The following is a 16,175-nucleotide window of genomic DNA, read 5'->3' as shown; positions in this document are numbered from 1 at the left end:
ACCAGTTGATGGCGGAACACTAGGGCAGGTCGTCCCCTCCGACCCGCCGCAAGGCTGGTTCAGCCGACGAGGCAGTGGCCCATCGTGTGTCTCGCTGTCATCCCCCGGCGGCCACGGACTAGTCGGCTCCCGGGCAAACACGGGCCCGGCGCGAGTCCCGGGTTCCGCCTGCCCACGATCTGGCGACGGCCACTGCTGCTCGACCATGGCAGGCGCCGCCGCTACCGAACCCACATTTCCGAATACCGGAAACCCAAGCAGCACAATCCCACACAGCAGTCCAGCTGTCCCGAAGAGCACGCGGCTCGCGCGTCTCTTCCCCACCTGCCGACGCCTTGCGCCGGCACGCGCAGCAACTGGTGCCAGCGTCCCCATCGGCCATGCTCTCGGTAGGCGTACCACCGCCCTCGCGCCGACCCTGCACGGTTCGATGGCGGACTCCGTACGACCGCGCCTACGTGCGTGCGATCCCTCGCATCGTAATGCCGTGTGCGCCAATGCGGAGTCAACTCGGATGAGCCCAGTTGTCCGGCCATCGCCGAGTCAGCGCTGGTGCGCGATCTGGGGAGGCCGCTGCCCGCTAGGGTCAGCGCGGGTACCGCACCCGCATCGCGCCGAGTGCATACCATCGAAGTAGCTGGTCCCCTGCCCGACTCAGACAGCGCGAAGAGGACAATACGAACTATGCACCGTAATGGGCCGACCGAGGATATCGATGAGTCCGCGCTGAGCGTGACCGCGCCGAAAGAGCAGGCTGCGGGTGTCACCGCGGTCGCGGTGTCGATGAAACGCGCGGTCGAGGAGATGGGTGTGATCCGGACCGCCCGCACCCTCGCCCGGGTCAATCAGGTGCACGGCTTCGATTGTCCCGGTTGTGCCTGGCCGGAGCCGACCGGTCATCGCCGCCCTGCCGAGTTCTGTGAGAACGGCGCGAAGGCAGTCGCCGAGGAGGCGACGCTGCGCACGGTCACGCCGGAGTTCTTCGCCGCGCATTCGATCGATGAGCTGGCGGGCAAGTCGGGCTATTGGCTCGGCCAGCAGGGCAGGCTGACGCATCCGATGGTGCTGCGCCCCGGCGACACCCATTACTCCCCCATCGCCTGGGACGACGCCTACCGGCTGGTCGCGGATCACCTGGGCGCCTTGGCATCTCCCGACGAGGCCGTCTTCTACACCTCCGGCCGCACCAGTAACGAGACCGCGTTCCTCTACCAGCTGCTGGTCCGTAGTTTCGGCACGAACAATCTGCCGGACTGCTCGAACATGTGCCACGAGTCCTCGGGCGCCGCGCTGACCAGCTCGATCGGCATCGGCAAGGGTTCGGTCTCGATCGATGACTTCGCCGCCGCCGATCTGATCATCGTCGCGGGCCAGAACCCGGGCACTAACCATCCGCGCATGCTCAGCGCGCTGGCCGACGCCAAAACCAAGGGCGCGAAGATCATCGCGATCAACCCGCTGCCCGAGACCGGCCTGCTCGGCTTCCGCGATCCGCAGACCGTGAAGGGTTTCACCACCGGCGTGTCCATCGCCGACCACTTCCTGCAGATCCGCCTCGGCGGCGATATGGCGCTGTTCCAGGCGCTCGGCAGGCTGCTGTTCGAGGCCGAGGACCGCGCGCCGGGCACAGTGGTGGACCGGGAGTTCGTCGACGCGCACTGCGCGGGTTTCGACGAATACGAAAAGCAGGTCCGCGCGGTCGATTTCGATACGGTACTGGCGGCGACCGGCCTGACCCAGGCCGAACTCGACCGCACCGCAAAGCAATTGGCCGAATCGAAGAACGTCATCATCTGCTGGGCCATGGGCCTCACCCAGCAGGCGCACGGCGTCGCCACCATCGAGGAGGCGACGAACCTGCTGCTGCTGCGCGGCATGATCGGCAAGCCGGGCGCGGGCGTCTGCCCGGTGCGCGGGCACTCCAACGTGCAGGGCGACCGCACCATGGGCATCTGGGAGAAGATGCCCGACGCGTTCCTCGACGCGCTGGACCGGGAATTCGGCATCGCCAGCCCGCGCAAGCACGGCTTCGACACGGTCGATGCCATCCGCGCCATGCGGGACGGGCGGGCGGAGGTGTTCTTCGGGATGGGCGGCAACTTCGTCTCCGCCACCCCCGATACCGCGGTGACCGAGACCGCGCTGCGCAATTGCGCTCTGACCGTGCAGGTTTCCACCAAACTCAACCGCAGCCACGTGGTGCACGGCAAGACCGCGCTGATCCTGCCCACCCTCGGCCGCACCGATCAGGATCTGCGCGACGGCCTGAAACAGCAGGTGTCGGTGGAGGATTCGATGTCGATGGTGCACCTGTCCACCGGCAGGCTGAAGCCGGTGAGCGAGCACCTGCGCAGCGAGGTCGCTATCGTCTGCGATCTCGCGCTCACCCTGTTCGGCGCGGACCACCCGGTCCCGTGGGCGCGCTTCCGGCGGGACTACGACACCATCCGCGACGCGATCTCCCGGGTGGTCCCCGGCTGTACCGACTACAACACGCGGGTGCGCGCCCGCAACGGCTTCGTCCTACCGCATCCGCCTCGGGACAGCCGCGAATTCCGCACCAGCACAGGCAAAGCCAACTTCGCGGTGAACGAACTGAGCTGGACGCCGGTCCCCGAGGGCAGGCTGATCCTGCAGACGCTGCGCAGCCACGACCAGTACAACACCACCATCTACGGCCTGGACGACCGCTATCGTGGCGTGCACGGCGGCCGCAAGGTGGTGCTGGTACACCCCGACGACATCACCGCCCTCGGCTTCGCCGAAGACGATCTCGTCGACGTGATCTCGGAATGGACCGACGGTACCGAGCGCAGCGTCAAGGGTTTCCGGCTCATCGCCTACCCGACCCCGCGCGGCAACGCGGCGGCCTACTACCCGGAGACGAATCCCCTTGTCCCGCTGGACCATGTGGCAGCACGATCGAATACGCCGGTGTCCAAGTCGGTGACCGTCAGACTCGAGCGGGCCGGCCATGAGTAGAGTCACCGCCCGCCGCAGAATGCGCCGGATCTCGCCGACGGGTGAGATCCAACGCCCCGACACCCTGGCCGTCGAAGAGCCGCTCGAGATCCGGATCGGCGGCGAATCGCTGACCGTCACCATGCGCACCCCGGGCAACGACGTCGACCTGGTGCACGGATTCCTGTTGAGCGAGGGCATGATCGGCGTCGCCGAGGAGATCATGGCGGCCCGCTACTGCGCGGGCACCGACGACGAGGGCCGGCAAACCTACAACGTCCTCGACCTGACGCTGCGCAACCCGGTCCCGATGCGGCCACGGAACTTCCTCACCACCGGCGCCTGCGGCCTGTGCGGCAAGACCGCCCTCGACGAGGTTCGCACCCTCTCCAAATACCCGATCGCCGCGGGCGGCGCCGCGGTGGACACGCAGGTGCTGGCGGGCATGCCGGATACCTTGCGCAGCAAGCAGATTCTGTTCGAGGCCACCGGTGGCCTGCACGCGGCGGGCCTGTTCAGCACCGACGGCACGGCACTCGCGGTGCGCGAGGACATCGGCAGGCACAACGCCGTGGACAAGGTGATCGGCTGGGCACTGCGGGAAAACCTCGTTCCCGCAAGCGATCTGGTGCTCATCGTCAGCGGGCGCGCCTCGTTCGAGCTGGTGCAGAAGGCGGCGATGGCGGGCATTCCGATGCTCGGTGCCGTCTCCGCGCCCAGCTCGCTCGCGGTCGATCTGGCGGCCGAGACCGGCCTCACGCTCGCCGCGTTCCTGCGCGGCGACACGATGAACGTCTACACCCATCCGGATCGGATCGTCGCCACACCGAACGCCACGTCGATGCTGGCCTGATCACCCTTGCCCGGACCGGGTGTCCGTTTTACCGTGGCAGCACGTAATCGGAGCAGTCGGGCGGGAACGGAGTGACCGGTGCGGTTTTCGGTGGAGGGCACGCCAGAGGGGTTACGCGTGCGGATGCGGTTCGAGCAGTACCGCCGCCGCCTGTTGAGCACCCGCATCGTCCTGGCGGTCTTGGCCGTTCAGGGCGTCGTCATCGGACTGTGGGCGACCATCGCGCCGCATTCCTGGTACACCAGCTTTCCCGGCTTCGGCATGCACTGGATCTCCGCCGACGGCCCCTACAACCACCACCTCGCGGGCGACGTGGGCGCGTTCTTCCTGGGGCTCGCCGCGGTGACCATCGCCGCGCTCGTTCTCAACAGCACCGCGGCGGCGCGTATCGCGGGCATCGGCTGGCTGGTGTTCAGCGTGCCGCATTTCGTCTATCACGCCTTCCACCCACCGATGGATATGAGCGGCATCAGTTTCGCCATCAGCCTCATTGCCGCGGGCTTGCTGGTCGCCCTCGGCCTCGCCTGCCTACTGCTGCCGCCGCGCGGGGACATCCCGATGTCGGACCCGGCCCCGTTCAACGTCAAGTTCCCGCGGCGGCGCACACGTTAGCTGGACACCGTTAACCGCACCGACGACAACGCCCCACAGCCCGTATGGGCGCTGTGGGGCGTTTGTACTGTCTGTGCGGCTGGGGGCTGAGCTACGTGGTCAGGACCGCGAGCAGGCGGTCCTTCGCGAGGCAAAGCCGCGCCACCGACGTGAGGTTTCGTTCCCCGGTTGGATCAACCGCGAATCTAGCTGATCAGTCCTTCAGGGCGTCGAGCAGCGCCGCACGCTGACGTGCGCCGAGCCCGCCGATCCGACGATCCTCCGGGATCTCCGCCTGATCCATCAACTTGGCGGCCTTCACCGGTCCGACACCGGGCAGAGCCTTGATCACCGCGGCGACCTTGGTCTTCTTGACCAGCTCATCAGAGTCGGCCTTCTTCAGCAGGTCGGCGACCGAAACCTTGCCCGCCTTCACCTTGCCGATCAGTTCGGAGCGCGCCTTGCGGACCGCTGCCGCTTTGGCCAACGCTTCAGTGCGCTGCTCCGCGGTCATGGTAGGCAGTGCCATGTCTCCTCCGCTTCCACTCGTCACTCGAACATCTGGTTGACCGGACCGAGTAAACAGCACTTCACCGGCAGCGCAAGGCCGACACACCGGGACCGGTTCGGCGGAGTTAGCGATGAGTTTCCTGGCTCGGGGCCGACGAACGCAGTAATCAGCGGGCAAAGAAGCCGAAAACCGGCCCTGTTCCGCTGTGCGGACCGGCGGTAACACAGCACCCGGCCGAAGCGACAGAATGTACGAAAGCATCAGCGCGGGATAAAGGTTCAACGGCGAACCACGGGGGATCAATGACGATCCCCGGCAGCGGGCGCGATCGAGTTTTCGGGTCGTCACCGGGTCCCAGCACGCGGGTGCCGACAACAGCACAGCGACTGCGGGGGCATTCCAACTTTCGGGGGGATTCCGCACGGCCCGAGCCATCTCGTCCGGGTCGTGGACAGCGCAACGTCAGCGCGAACCGATCCTTGACCGCCCCCGCGGCTGTGCTGCTACTGTGCCGAATTAGAACACGTTCCAATTCGGCAGGAGTTCCGATGACCAAGCAGATCCGCGATGTGATCGAGCAGTACGTCAAGCTGGTCGGTGCAGGACCGACCGAGGCCATCGTCGAGCTCTACGCAGCCGACGCGACCGTCGAAGACCCGATCGGCACGCCGGCCCGCAACGGGCACGCCGCCATCCGCGAGTTCTACGACGTGATCGCCGCGCTCGACCGGGACACCGAACTGCGGCCGGAGACCGTGCGCATCGGGGGCAACGAGGCGGCGTTCATGTTCACCATCGTCACGCGGGTCGCTGGACAGCGCTTCACCCTGTCGCCCATCGACGTGATGGAATTCGACGACGCGGGCAAGATCACGCGCATGCGCGCCTACTGGAGTCAGGAAGACATGGCCATCGAGCCCGAGTGACTCGCCGGGTTTTTCGGCGCAGATAAGGCTCGAGCGTGTCCTCGGCGCGCGGAATCGACTATGAAGAGTAGGTGTCGATGCCACCTGTCCGCTACCCTCGCAGCGAGCTACTACCCAGCTCCCGGTGATCGGGCAGCCCGGCATCTCCCGATTTGTCGAGTTCCGTTCAGCCCATCCACTTTTGGAGCAGCATGCCCGAGGAACACCCCTTCGACGAAGTCGCGCAGTTGGCAAGGCGGGTCGAGCGGGCCCGCGGTCGACTGGCCTACCAGTTCGATCCCGCGCTGACCGAGGCACTGGCCGAGGACGAGCTGGAAGCCGAACGTGAACTGGCCGAGCGCATCCGCACCCAGGACCGCGGGCAGCGCTGGAAGTACGCCGAGGCCGTCTCCAACGCCGCCGACCGCGCCAGGCAGACCAAGGAAGCCATCGAGAAGGCCGACATCCGCGACCTGCTGATGGCACGCAAAGCCATTGCCGCGCAGCGCCGTGAGTCCAGCCCGCACGCCCAGCTCGCCTCGCTGTACCGGCATCGCGCGTGGTCGCTGCGCGCGCTGGCGGGCGTGGTGATCGCGGGCATGCTGTGGTCGGCGGTCAACGTGCAGCACAACATCGCGCCGGACGGCGTCACCGATCCGCTGTACTGGTTCAGTTATCTGGTCGAGGCGATGATCAGTGTCTGTCTGGTGATCATCATGATCGGCACCACGAAGCTGGCCGAGTGGGGCGTGCTGAACAGCCGCACCCAGGTCGTCGCGGCCGAAATCGTGCTGCTCGCGCTGACAATCGGGTTGAACACCTACCCGCACGTGCGGGACGCGCGCTGGTTCGACGCGGGCGTACACGCGGTCGCACCGATGATGATCGGTGTCGCGCTGCTGACCCACAATGCCGCGAGCGCGCGATACAGCCAGGCGATCACCCGGGCCACCGAGCACATTCAGGAGAACCCCGATCGGCCGCGGCCGATGTACGACGGCTCGTTGCTCGGGGCGCAGCGCGGGTAATCGGCGGCACCGCTCTGCCGAGTGGGTTTGCTGAGCGCTGCCGCGTGCAGGTCGCGCTCCGGCGCGCCGGGAGAACTGCCGATCGGCTGCCAAATGAGCACGTGTTGTTGCGGCTCGTGAGTGGTCGGCGGTACGGTTTGCCCAGGTAACAGGGGTGGGCACCGGGACGCATCCACCTCGGATGGACTTGACGCACCGGCGGTAAGGGGAACGGATGACCAGCAGGGGGAACAAGCTGCGTGGTATCGCCCTGGTAGTGGGTGTTGTGCTGGTGTTGGCGGGGTGTCAGAAGACGACGGATGGGTCGCCTACTGAGACCGGGGTGGCGAGTGCGACCGGGGCGACGAGTTCGAGTGTGAAGCCGTCGGGGTCGAAGGATCCGGATGCGGCGATCTGGGATCCGTGCACATCACTGCCGGACGATGCGTTGCGCGCTGGCGGTCTGAGCCCAGAAACCCGCACCAAAGATGTATCGGGCATCGATCCCACAGGCTGGAAGGTTTGCGGCTGGCGATCCTCTGCACGCTGGTACACGCTCGCGGTGGCCTCGGGGGCGGTCACCTTGGAGCAATTTCAAGCGCGGCCCGAATATGAACAATTCACAGCCATGACGGTCGCGGGCCGTCCAGCAGTTCGGTTCCTCGACGTCGGCGACGACAAACGCCTCGATTGCGGTATCACCGTCGAAGTGCCGCAAGGCCAGGCGAAAGGGACTGTCACCTTCTACGTCCTCACCCGCGTCTCGGTGGGGAAGCTCGGCGAGCCGTGTGACGAAGCATCACGGCACGCCAACGAATTCGCGAAGTTCCTGCCTGGAGGAAACTGACATGGCCGGCGAGGGTGTGACTGAATGGCAGAAGCTGTTGGACCAAGCGAATGCTGGCGAGCTAGCGCTCAGCCCCGATGTCGGCAAAGAGCTCGACGCCAAATGCCAGGCCTACCTAGACGGCCTCGATGACGTCCGCGACATGACGAAGTTGAATATCCTCGTGGGCGGATTCGGGACGATGCCATCCGGTCCTATCCTCGAACACAAGTTCCAGATGAAGGGCAAGGGCGAAAAGTCGATCGACGTGTCGATCCAGACCCACATCGAAGAAGTCCAAGTGATGCGCCAGGTCTTCGCCAAGGCCATGGCGAACTACCAAGCAGTCGACGTGAGCAACAGCCAGAAGATCGCGGCCATCAACGCCAACCTCCCTGGGGGGAGCGGTTCATGAGTCAGGACGACTATCAAGCGCGGATCATCGCGGCTCAGCAGCAGTGGAACGACGATCGCACCGCCATCTACTCGCACAGCAGCCGTATAGCGCGAGACCTGGAGCAGGGCTACGACCCGCCGTCGATAACGAACCCCGGCGAGGACCTGTTCGCGATCGAAACCGGTACTTTGCAGGATCTGATAAGCAGAGTCGACGCGATGAAGCCCGCTCAGGCGTGGGAAGCCTCGCAGATGTGGCAGAACCTCAGCAGCTCGTTCCGAGAAAAGTCACGCACGTTCGGCGACGCGATCAACACGACAGTTACCAACGGGTGGACCGGCCACGCCGCAAATCAAGCGGTTCAGTCCGTCAACCGGTACGTCGACCAGTCGCAGCAATTGACACTAGCCACCGAACTCATCTCCGTGAAGCTGTCCGAGCTTTACACCGGTCTGCATCAAACGCAGACCCTGATGCCTCGCGCTGGCGACAGCAGCCCTGATCTGCGTGGCAAGACGCTGCCCAGTGAGGGCGTGTTGAAGGTCGATGACCACAACCAGACCGAGGCGACGGCGGAGGCGCGGCGGGTGCTGCGGACGGTGTACTGGCAGGTTGCGAACCAGACTGACAACGGTGTGCCCGTGGTGCCGAATAGTCCGACGCTGGTGAACAATCCGAATCAGCCGGTCAGTCCTCCTTCACCGTCGTCGAATTCCCCGAGTCCTTCCGGCACTGGCGATCAGCCGAAGCAGGAGAACTCGACCACGTCCGAAGACAAATCCGGGGACAAATCCGGCGACAAGTCCGGGGATCCGTCGCAGGATCAGAACTCACCCGGCACTCAAACGGCCAGCGATAAGTCGCAGACGAATCCCGCTGGCACAACGCCTCAATCCACCACTCAGGCAAATAATCCCACGTCGACGCCGAACACCACGGCGGCCAGCACGACGAGCCCGAATACTCCAGGCACTACACCAGGGGTGACCCCGGTGCCCAGCCGCAGCACCACCCCGGGCAGCCCGACGACCCGCTCGCCCGGAAGTCCTGGCACGCCAAGCACTCCCGGCACACCGTCGCCGGGCCGCAGCATCCCCGGCACGCCGCAGGTGCCGGGAACCGTTGCGCCGCTTGCTGCTCGCGCGGGCACCAGTACTGGCGCCGCGGGCCGGCCTGGCATGAGTGGCATGCCGATGGGTGGTGCCGGCGGCAAGAAGGATGACGACGAAGGCGCGCATCAGACCAAGGATTATTTGATCCGGGACTGGTCGGAGGAGCTCCTAGGGGAGCCGAATAAAGCTGTGCCGCCGGTGATCGGGGAAAACTGAGCGTGCGCAGTTGGCGATTCACCGGCCAGGAGTTCGACATCCTCTGGTCGGCGTACGGGCGCGACCGCCTGCCGTATCCGCTGGCCTTCCGCCCGACCACCGCGGTTGACTGGGACGATCTGGTGCGGCAACGGGAGTCGGCGGTGCAGGCACTGCTCCCCCAGTATTCGGAGAATCTCGAACTCGCCTTGTCGACGTTGCTGGAGCCTGAAACCCGTGTCGAATCCAAGGGTTTCGGTGGCTCAGGTCTCGCCGCGGTGTTCCGATTCCACGGCGCGGTCCGAAATGGTTCCGGCGCCACCCTCATCCAGTTGCCCGGCACGGCCGAGGACACGGGTGGCGACGTGATCATGGGCTTGTGCGCGCCGAACGAGGTGGCCGCCGCGGCGGTGGCCGCGCTGCCGAAAGCGCAGGCGGGTACCCAGCCTGCTGTCAGTTTCCGTAGAGACGAGATCGCCGCCGACCGGCAACGCTACAGCCGCCGCGCGAACGAAGTCAGCATCAACGATCAACTCAATCGTATGTTCAAACGCGATCGCACCGCCGTCGGTGAGATCACCGTGTTCCCTGGCCCTGCAATAGATTCCAGGCCGACCAACGACGGCCGCGGCTTTCTCTGGACCGACTATGCCGACGACGGCCGCTACTACATCAAGTCCGGCGACCCGATCGTCGCCACCCCCATGAGCCCCACGTCGATGACCAACGAAATAGCCCGGCTCCTCGACCTCACCCGCCGCTACTACCGCATGGAAAACGAGCAGAACAAAGCGACGTGGTGAGGGAGCACTACGGTCCGCCGGGCAGGCGCCTGCGCCCAGCACACACTTCGGTGGCCAAATCGTCGTAGCCGACGGCTAATTCGGCGAGCTGTTCCCAAGCGTCGCCTAGCTCCCATGGCGACGCGCTGGCCAAAGCCGCGAATGCGCAAGCGGTGAATTGGGCGAGGCGGTCGATTACGGCACCGAGGGTTTCGGTGTGGATGTGCGCGGCGCCGTGCGAAGGTGGCAGTTGCAGAGTGATCCAGCGGTTGATGTCACGTACCAAACCTGTACGCCGCGAGTCGATGTCATCGATATACCTGCGGTCGGCGATGGTGTCTCTGGCCGCGCACAGCCGCTGCTCGTGCAGGTCGGTCAGCTCGCGAGCGAGGCGCAGCAGTGGGTGGTCCACCGCCAACTCTCCCCGACAGGCCTGCAGCAGTTCATGTTTCGGTGGCAGCGGGTCGGTCAACACCGGGGCCCTCTCGTGATGCAGGAATGCACTGCGGTGAGCAGGATCAGGCCGGAGGGGCGGAAGGTGTCGCGCGGAGCGACTATCCAGTGACGTTGGCCGGTGCGGGTGTCGATAGGTGCGGGCAAGGCGATCTCGGCGCCAGTCGGCACGACGGTGACGTTGCGGCGCAGCAGTTCCGGGAACCGGCTCATGTCGGTCGGCAGGTCGGGGCGGCAGAGAAAGGTCCAGCGTCTGGACCTCAGGTGGGAAATGATGGGGCCGAGGGTGATCCGGTTGTGCAGCAGGTCGTCGCGGACGCATTGGCCGAGCGAGGCAGGCATGGTGATCGCGCCCACTCTGCCTGTCCGCACGATGATTCGGCCGACCTCGGGGTGGATGCCCGCAGGTAGACCGCAGGTGCGCCGATAGTAGGTGCAGCGCGAAGCTGGTGTGTCGGTGAACATCAGGTTGTCCATGAGAAAGCCTCGACTCGCATCGCCGGTTCAAGGGTGCGCCCGGCGGATAACGAAGCTGCTAGGTTTGCGGTGGACTCTCTAGCCGCTTCACCGGGCGCACGTCAACAAAACACCTGTCAGGGTGGTGATGTGTGCGGCTTCGGGCGGCCCGAATGAAGTCTCCCGAATTCCCAGCAAACCTCCCGCGGCAGTTGCCATGATCTACCCGATGCGGGTCGAGCGGCCCGCCCGAAGTGGGGAGGACTTCATGCCGGAAACCGGATCTACCCTGCCGCGACGGCAACTCGGCCGGTATCTGACGGAATGGCGTAGTCGTGCGGGGATGAGTCAGCAAAAGGCGGCCGAGCTACTGGAGATGGGCTCGAGCAGTCTGCAACGCCTGGAGCGAGGGCAGAACAGCCGGATCAAGGCGCGGGATATTCAGGCCGCGTGTGACCTGTACGGAGTGCCGAGCGAACTGGTCGAGGCGTTCATCGGGCTGGCCCGGCAAGCGGGCGTCAAGAGTTGGTGGCACGAATACGGCGACCTCATACCGAAGGACTTCGATGTCTTCGTGGGCCTCGAATCGGCAGCGGTCGAGTTGCGCTCTTACCATCCAGAACTGGTACCCGGCCAGTTCCAGACCCCCGACTACCTGCGTGCTCTGGCGGAGCTTCGTTTTCCGGAAGCAGCTGCGGCGGAGCATGACCGGTGGATCCAACTGAAGATGCAACGGCAGAACATAGTTACCCGCAAGACCAACCCCACCACGGTCAAGGCCGTGATCGGCGAGGCAGCGCTGCACCGCATCTCCGGCAGCCCGAGAACGATGGCCGCACAGCTCAAATGGCTGGCCGACATCAGCACGCGGCCGAATGTCACCATCCAGGTGCTTCCCTTCCGCGCTGGGTTCCCAGTGGGGGCATACACCGGCCCGTTCGTGATCCTGGACTTCGGAGTGACAGCCACCGGAGAGCAGGTGGAGCCGACAGTGGTCTTCATCGAAGGAAGCTCGATCGGCAACCTTTACCTCGAAAAGCCGGACGACGTCAGCCGCTACGATGAGTTGTACGAGGGCATCAGTCAGGCAGCGTTGGATGCCACGGCCAGCAGGAATCTGTTCCGGCAGGTAGCAAGGGAGTATCTAGCGTGACCGTCGACCTAACTGGCGCTGAATGGTTCAAGAGCAGCCTCAGCAACCCCGACGGCGACTGCGTAGAGGTCGCGTTCCTCACCAACGGACTAGTCGGAGTCCGAGACTCCAAGAACCCCAACGGTTCCGCACTGGTCTTCACCCCGAATGAGTGGGACACCTTCACCGCCGGAGTGATCACTGGAGAGTTCAACCGCCCGCAGTCCTGAACGCGGCGACCCCTGGACACCCCGTTAGGTTGACCGCCGTCTTTCTCGCTCGCGCTCCGGACCGCCCGACGAGTCAAGGAGTTCTGCCATGCGCCGTGTTCGCTCGCTCGTCCTCACCTCGCTCGCTCTCCTCACCGGCTTCAGCGCGTTACCCGCCCTCACTGCGGCACCAGCGAACGCCGCCTATCCCTGCCCTCCCGGACACTTCTGCATCTACAGCGACGTGAACGGTGGCGGAACCCGTTGTCAGTGGGCGGATTCGGCGAAGGGCAACACCGCCGACGACTGCGCCTTCATCCAGCGGGGACAGAACGTTCGCTCGGTGTGGAATGGAACCTCGCACGGCGTGCAGTACTTCACGCAGACCGCTTACAGGCACCGGGCTGGAGCCACCGCGGCCCGTGCGGGTGGCAACCTGCAGGGCAACTTTCAGATCCGCTCCTTCAAACCGAGCTAGCCACCCGCGTCAGTTCATCTCATGATCAACGGCACAGGGTGGCGGGCCGCTCTCGACCGGTGCTGCCACCCTGTGCCGTTGATCATGAAGCCCGCCCCCAGATCGGAACTGATTCCGGCAGAATCGGATTCATGTCGCTTCCCGCAGTCGTCGATGACACCGTCGAGTTCTATCTGGCCTCGGCCGATGCCGAAGCTCCCGGTCTGATCGAAGGTCTGTATCTGGAAGGGTCGTTGGCACTCAACGATTTCCGCCCACATACCAGCGACATCGATTTCGTCGCGGTCACCGCGACACCGCCCGACACCGCCGAGCTCGACGCGCTCGAGCGAGTGCACGCGGCGCTTCGTGAACGGAGCCGTCACCCGTTCTTCGACGGGATCTACCTGACCTGGAACGACCTTGCGGAGGGCCCGCGTGCCACGGGCGAACAGCCGTTCAGCAACAGTGGACGATTGACGAAACTCGGTGGCAGCCAGCACAATCCGGTCACCTGGCACACCCTCGCCGCGCATGGCGTCACCCTGCGCGGACCGTCCGCCGCCGACGTCGACATCTGGACCGATCCCGATACATTGGCCGCCTGGCAGAACACCAACCTCGATGAGTACTGGGCCGCCGGACTGACTCGCGCAGCTCAGCTACTCAGCAAAGACGGACTTTTCCTGCTCACCGATTACGCCACCGCCTGGACCGTCACCGGCATCGCCCGCCTGCACTACACCATCGCCACCGGCGACATCACCTCGAAAGAGGGCGCGGGCCGCCACGCCCTGCAATCGTTCCCCCGCCGCTGGCACCGCATCGTCGACGAGGCACTGCGCTTGCGGCGCAACGACTCTCGCCGATCGCTCTATCGAAACCGCCTCGCCCGCCGACGCGACATCCTCGCCTTCGGCCACCTGGCGATCGCCGATGCTCACAGCATCTTCCAAAGCCGGCCCGGGACACCGCACGTCGAGTGACCCGACGGACCTCGAAACCTTCAGGCACGCAGCGCCTTACCGGTATGTGCGACCGATCGGGGTTGATCCGACTTCGGATAGTGGCGGCGCAGGTTGGCGGCAAGAACGCGATCGAGTGTGCGGTCGGACAGTATCCGGGTCAGGCGGGTGACCATGGCGGCATCCCGACCGATGGTGTAGCGGGTGTGCGGCCTGCGAGCCGTCACAGCCTTCGCGATGACCCGCGCGGCGGCGTCGGCGGTCACGCCCGAGGAAGTGCCCGCGTCCATGAATCTGTAGTTCGCCCGGACCAACTCGCCGTAGCGCTTGTCCTGCTCCGGCGTCATCCCGGTGGCAAGACTGTTCGCCGTCTCGATCCCGCGCACAGCCATCTCGGTGCGGACGCCGCCTGGCTCGATGACCACCACCTGCACGCCCAACGGCGCGACCTCCCGGCGCAGCGAGTCGCTGACCGCCTCCATCGCGAACTTCGTGCCCGCGTACGCACCGTAGGTGGCCATCGCGACCTTGCCGCCCACCGAGCTGATGTTGATCACCCGCCCCTTGCTGCGCAACAACGCGGGTAGCAGCGCCTGGGTGACAGCGATATGACCGAACAGGTTGACCTCGAACACGTTCCGCCACTGCGCCATCGGCAGGGCTTCGACCGGCGCGTTCACCTGGATGCCCGCATTATTGACGACCGCATGCAGGGCGCGGGGGTCGTCGGCGGCCCGCGCGGCGAGTGCCGCCACCTGCTCGGGCTCGGTGATATCGAGGATGACCGGCTCGACTCCGGCCGCTCGAATGGCGTCCGCGTCCCGGTCTCGGCGCACACCCGCCAGGACGTGGAAACCCTGACGAGCCAGTTCCCGAGCGGCCGACGCACCCATTCCCGTCGACGCTCCGGTAACCACGATCAGCACCCGCCGCGCCTTGCTCGACGCGGCCGCCACCCTCCTCGACCTCGGCGGCCCCGAAGCCGTCACCCTGCGCGAGGTGGGCGCACGCGCAGGTGTCACCCGCGGCGCGCCATACCGGCACTTCGCCGACAAGGACACCCTGCTGACCACCATCGCCACCGAGAGCTGGGAACGAATCGGCGACCAGGTACACGCCCTGCGAATCGACCAGGACCGGTCCCCCGTCGAGAAGCTGCGTGCCGCCCTACACACCCTCATCAGCGTCGGCCGCGACCAGCCCCACCTGTACCGCGTAATGTGCAGCGAACCAGCAGGCGACCCAACACCGGCCATCCGCGCGGCCGAACGAACCCAGGAGGAGTTCCGCAACATCGTCGCCGCCGTTGTGGGAGAACAGAACTCCCGCCACTACGGCGCCCACGGCATCGCAGGCATGGAACTCAGCGGCTACCTCGCCGCCGACAAATGGCACACCACAGCCGACGACGTCATCGACACCCTCGTCCAGATGGTCGCGAACGCTATCGAAACGACTTAGCTCAGCTGGTCCAATCGGACGCTGAGCTGGGTGCCGAACTCGCGGAAACCTAACGCGTTGCCCCGCCCCGCAGGTCCAGCCCGCTACGCCGACTTGACGTACGAAGCGTGCTCTTGACGCATGTTGCAACGTGCATCAAGAGCACGCTTCGTACGTCAAGTGCTGCTACGTGTGCGTGGTGATGCCCGAGCGTGCGTGGAAACTTTGTGGATGGGGGTTGGTGCCACCGGGCTGTCGGTGTATGTCGCTCGCGGTTGAGCAAGGTGGGGGCGATTCCTGCGCTCGGTTATCGAGTGGCACCGGGTGGTGGCGGACATGAGGGGGGTTGTTGGGGCTGGCTCTCCGGGTTACTTGGCTACCCGGTGCGATCGGCACCGAGATGGGCGGTTCGACTCGACGAGGTCCGTAACCGGCGGCAGCGATCACTCGCCGTCCCGGACGACAAACGCGGGCGACGTGATCTCGTCCAGGCCGCTTTCCTCCGCGTCGTGATCGCCTGCCAGCGTCTCGACGTGGTGTAGCTCAGGATGTTCGACGGGCAGCGCCGCTAGTGTCAATGAACCTGGCGCAGGCCGTTAGTCGCCCTGATCCACATAGGCCGACGCGGCTGGGCCGAGCACCTCCGCCAGTGGCAATGCCCTGCCGAGCAATTCGGGGTCGACAAGCTCATCAGCCGCCAGTGCGGCGGCGCGAATCGTCTCTGCGGCAACGAGACTGGGAGCGGTCACGATCGCTTGCCCTTGCAGCGCAATGACACCCGCCCATCCCGGCGGACACATCAGCGCCTTCGGCGAGACCACCACGCTCAGGCCGGTCGCCGATGAGAACGAAACCGGCACCGCGGCCAAGCCTTCCCAGAGCGCTCGAGCTCTGGTCTGCACCGGTTCCGTCGACATCACCTC

The 16,175-nt window shown here is 65.6% G+C and carries 20 protein-coding genes; 14 read left to right on the top strand and 6 right to left on the bottom strand.

Annotated elements, in window-relative coordinates; all coding sequences use genetic code 11:
• Window positions 1-684: 684 nt before the first annotated feature.
• From ACFWF1_RS33930 to ACFWF1_RS33920, 3 genes are all read left to right on the top strand, one after another.
• On the top strand, window positions 685-2,982 hold the full coding sequence (locus ACFWF1_RS33930; RefSeq protein WP_379282429.1) for an FdhF/YdeP family oxidoreductase: 2,298 nt from the start codon (window positions 685-687) through the stop codon (window positions 2,980-2,982).
• Window positions 2,975-3,814, top strand: coding sequence for a formate dehydrogenase accessory sulfurtransferase FdhD (gene fdhD, locus ACFWF1_RS33925; RefSeq protein ID WP_379282428.1), 840 nt, complete (start codon window positions 2,975-2,977; stop codon window positions 3,812-3,814). Before ACFWF1_RS33930 ends, fdhD begins: the two co-directional genes overlap by 8 nt.
• A 78-nt stretch (window positions 3,815-3,892) precedes the next feature.
• Window positions 3,893-4,426 (top strand): hypothetical protein, encoded by a 534-nt coding sequence (locus ACFWF1_RS33920; protein WP_379282427.1) that lies wholly within the window; start codon window positions 3,893-3,895, stop codon window positions 4,424-4,426.
• Window positions 4,427-4,619: 193 nt separating this feature from the next.
• Here the strand turns inward: ACFWF1_RS33920 and mihF are convergent, their stop codons facing one another.
• Window positions 4,620-4,934 (bottom strand): integration host factor, actinobacterial type, encoded by a 315-nt coding sequence (gene mihF, locus ACFWF1_RS33915; protein WP_029895202.1) that lies wholly within the window; start codon window positions 4,932-4,934, stop codon window positions 4,620-4,622.
• A 530-nt stretch (window positions 4,935-5,464) separates the two neighbouring features.
• On the opposite strand from mihF, the gene ACFWF1_RS33910 reads away from it, so the two are divergent.
• From ACFWF1_RS33910 to ACFWF1_RS33885, 6 genes are all read left to right on the top strand, one after another.
• Entirely contained in the window at window positions 5,465-5,842 is a 378-nt protein-coding gene (locus ACFWF1_RS33910) for a nuclear transport factor 2 family protein (RefSeq protein ID WP_379282426.1), read from the top strand.
• Between the two features lie 191 nt (window positions 5,843-6,033).
• Complete coding sequence (locus ACFWF1_RS33905) at window positions 6,034-6,849, top strand: hypothetical protein (RefSeq protein ID WP_379282425.1); 816 nt, start codon at window positions 6,034-6,036, stop codon at window positions 6,847-6,849.
• A gap of 214 nt (window positions 6,850-7,063) precedes the next feature.
• Window positions 7,064-7,675, top strand: a complete 612-nt coding sequence (locus tag ACFWF1_RS33900) for a DUF3558 domain-containing protein (protein WP_379282424.1) — start codon at window positions 7,064-7,066, stop codon at window positions 7,673-7,675.
• A gap of 1 nt (window position 7,676) precedes the next feature.
• The gene (locus tag ACFWF1_RS33895) at window positions 7,677-8,069 is read left to right on the top strand and encodes a hypothetical protein (RefSeq protein ID WP_379282423.1); all 393 of its coding nucleotides are present in this window, start codon (window positions 7,677-7,679) and stop codon (window positions 8,067-8,069) included.
• Window positions 8,066-9,379, top strand: coding sequence for a hypothetical protein (locus ACFWF1_RS33890; RefSeq protein WP_379282422.1), 1,314 nt, complete (start codon window positions 8,066-8,068; stop codon window positions 9,377-9,379). Before ACFWF1_RS33895 ends, ACFWF1_RS33890 begins: the two co-directional genes overlap by 4 nt.
• 2 nt (window positions 9,380-9,381) lie before the next feature.
• Window positions 9,382-10,161, top strand: a complete 780-nt coding sequence (locus tag ACFWF1_RS33885) for an ESX secretion-associated protein EspG (protein WP_379282421.1) — start codon at window positions 9,382-9,384, stop codon at window positions 10,159-10,161.
• Between the two features lie 7 nt (window positions 10,162-10,168).
• Here the strand turns inward: ACFWF1_RS33885 and ACFWF1_RS33880 are convergent, their stop codons facing one another.
• A complete protein-coding gene (locus ACFWF1_RS33880) occupies window positions 10,169-10,552 on the bottom strand; it encodes a DUF4254 domain-containing protein (protein WP_379282420.1) in 384 nt (127 codons plus the stop codon).
• A 56-nt stretch (window positions 10,553-10,608) separates the two neighbouring features.
• Window positions 10,609-11,070 carry a DNA-directed RNA polymerase subunit beta gene (locus ACFWF1_RS33875; protein ID WP_379282419.1) on the bottom strand — a complete coding sequence of 154 codons (462 nt, stop codon included), beginning with the start codon at window positions 11,068-11,070 and terminating at the stop codon, window positions 10,609-10,611.
• A 247-nt stretch (window positions 11,071-11,317) separates the two neighbouring features.
• Here ACFWF1_RS33875 and ACFWF1_RS33870 point away from each other — a divergent pair, with 247 nt between their 5' ends.
• From ACFWF1_RS33870 to ACFWF1_RS33855, 4 genes are all read left to right on the top strand, one after another.
• Complete coding sequence (locus tag ACFWF1_RS33870) at window positions 11,318-12,202, top strand: helix-turn-helix domain-containing protein (protein ID WP_379282418.1); 885 nt, start codon at window positions 11,318-11,320, stop codon at window positions 12,200-12,202.
• Entirely contained in the window at window positions 12,199-12,411 is a 213-nt protein-coding gene (locus ACFWF1_RS33865) for a DUF397 domain-containing protein (RefSeq protein ID WP_379282417.1), read from the top strand. Before ACFWF1_RS33870 ends, ACFWF1_RS33865 begins: the two co-directional genes overlap by 4 nt.
• Window positions 12,412-12,499: 88 nt before the next feature.
• Complete coding sequence (locus ACFWF1_RS33860; protein ID WP_379282415.1) at window positions 12,500-12,868, top strand: peptidase inhibitor family I36 protein; 369 nt, start codon at window positions 12,500-12,502, stop codon at window positions 12,866-12,868.
• A 131-nt stretch (window positions 12,869-12,999) separates the two neighbouring features.
• Window positions 13,000-13,833, top strand: coding sequence for an aminoglycoside adenylyltransferase domain-containing protein (locus ACFWF1_RS33855; protein ID WP_379282414.1), 834 nt, complete (start codon window positions 13,000-13,002; stop codon window positions 13,831-13,833).
• A 20-nt stretch (window positions 13,834-13,853) separates the two neighbouring features.
• Here ACFWF1_RS33855 and ACFWF1_RS33850 read toward each other — a convergent pair whose 3' ends face one another.
• Window positions 13,854-14,768 carry an SDR family oxidoreductase gene (locus tag ACFWF1_RS33850; protein WP_379282413.1) on the bottom strand — a complete coding sequence of 305 codons (915 nt, stop codon included), beginning with the start codon at window positions 14,766-14,768 and terminating at the stop codon, window positions 13,854-13,856.
• Here ACFWF1_RS33850 and ACFWF1_RS33845 point away from each other — a divergent pair.
• The gene (locus tag ACFWF1_RS33845; RefSeq protein ID WP_379282412.1) at window positions 14,749-15,273 is read left to right on the top strand and encodes a TetR/AcrR family transcriptional regulator; all 525 of its coding nucleotides are present in this window, start codon (window positions 14,749-14,751) and stop codon (window positions 15,271-15,273) included. The genes ACFWF1_RS33850 and ACFWF1_RS33845 overlap by 20 nt on opposite strands.
• A gap of 422 nt (window positions 15,274-15,695) precedes the next feature.
• Here the strand turns inward: ACFWF1_RS33845 and ACFWF1_RS33840 are convergent, their stop codons facing one another.
• Window positions 15,696-15,830, bottom strand: a complete 135-nt coding sequence (locus ACFWF1_RS33840; RefSeq protein WP_379282410.1) for a hypothetical protein — start codon at window positions 15,828-15,830, stop codon at window positions 15,696-15,698.
• Between the two features lie 18 nt (window positions 15,831-15,848).
• Window positions 15,849-16,169, bottom strand: coding sequence for a hypothetical protein (locus ACFWF1_RS33835; protein ID WP_379282409.1), 321 nt, complete (start codon window positions 16,167-16,169; stop codon window positions 15,849-15,851).
• Window positions 16,170-16,175 lie beyond the last annotated feature (6 nt).

Source organism: Nocardia sp. NPDC060255, from assembly GCF_042727395.1.
Lineage (GTDB): Bacteria > Actinomycetota > Actinomycetes > Mycobacteriales > Mycobacteriaceae > Nocardia.
The sequence above is the reverse complement of the archived record's forward strand: the minus strand, read 5'-3'. Positions and strand labels throughout refer to the sequence as shown.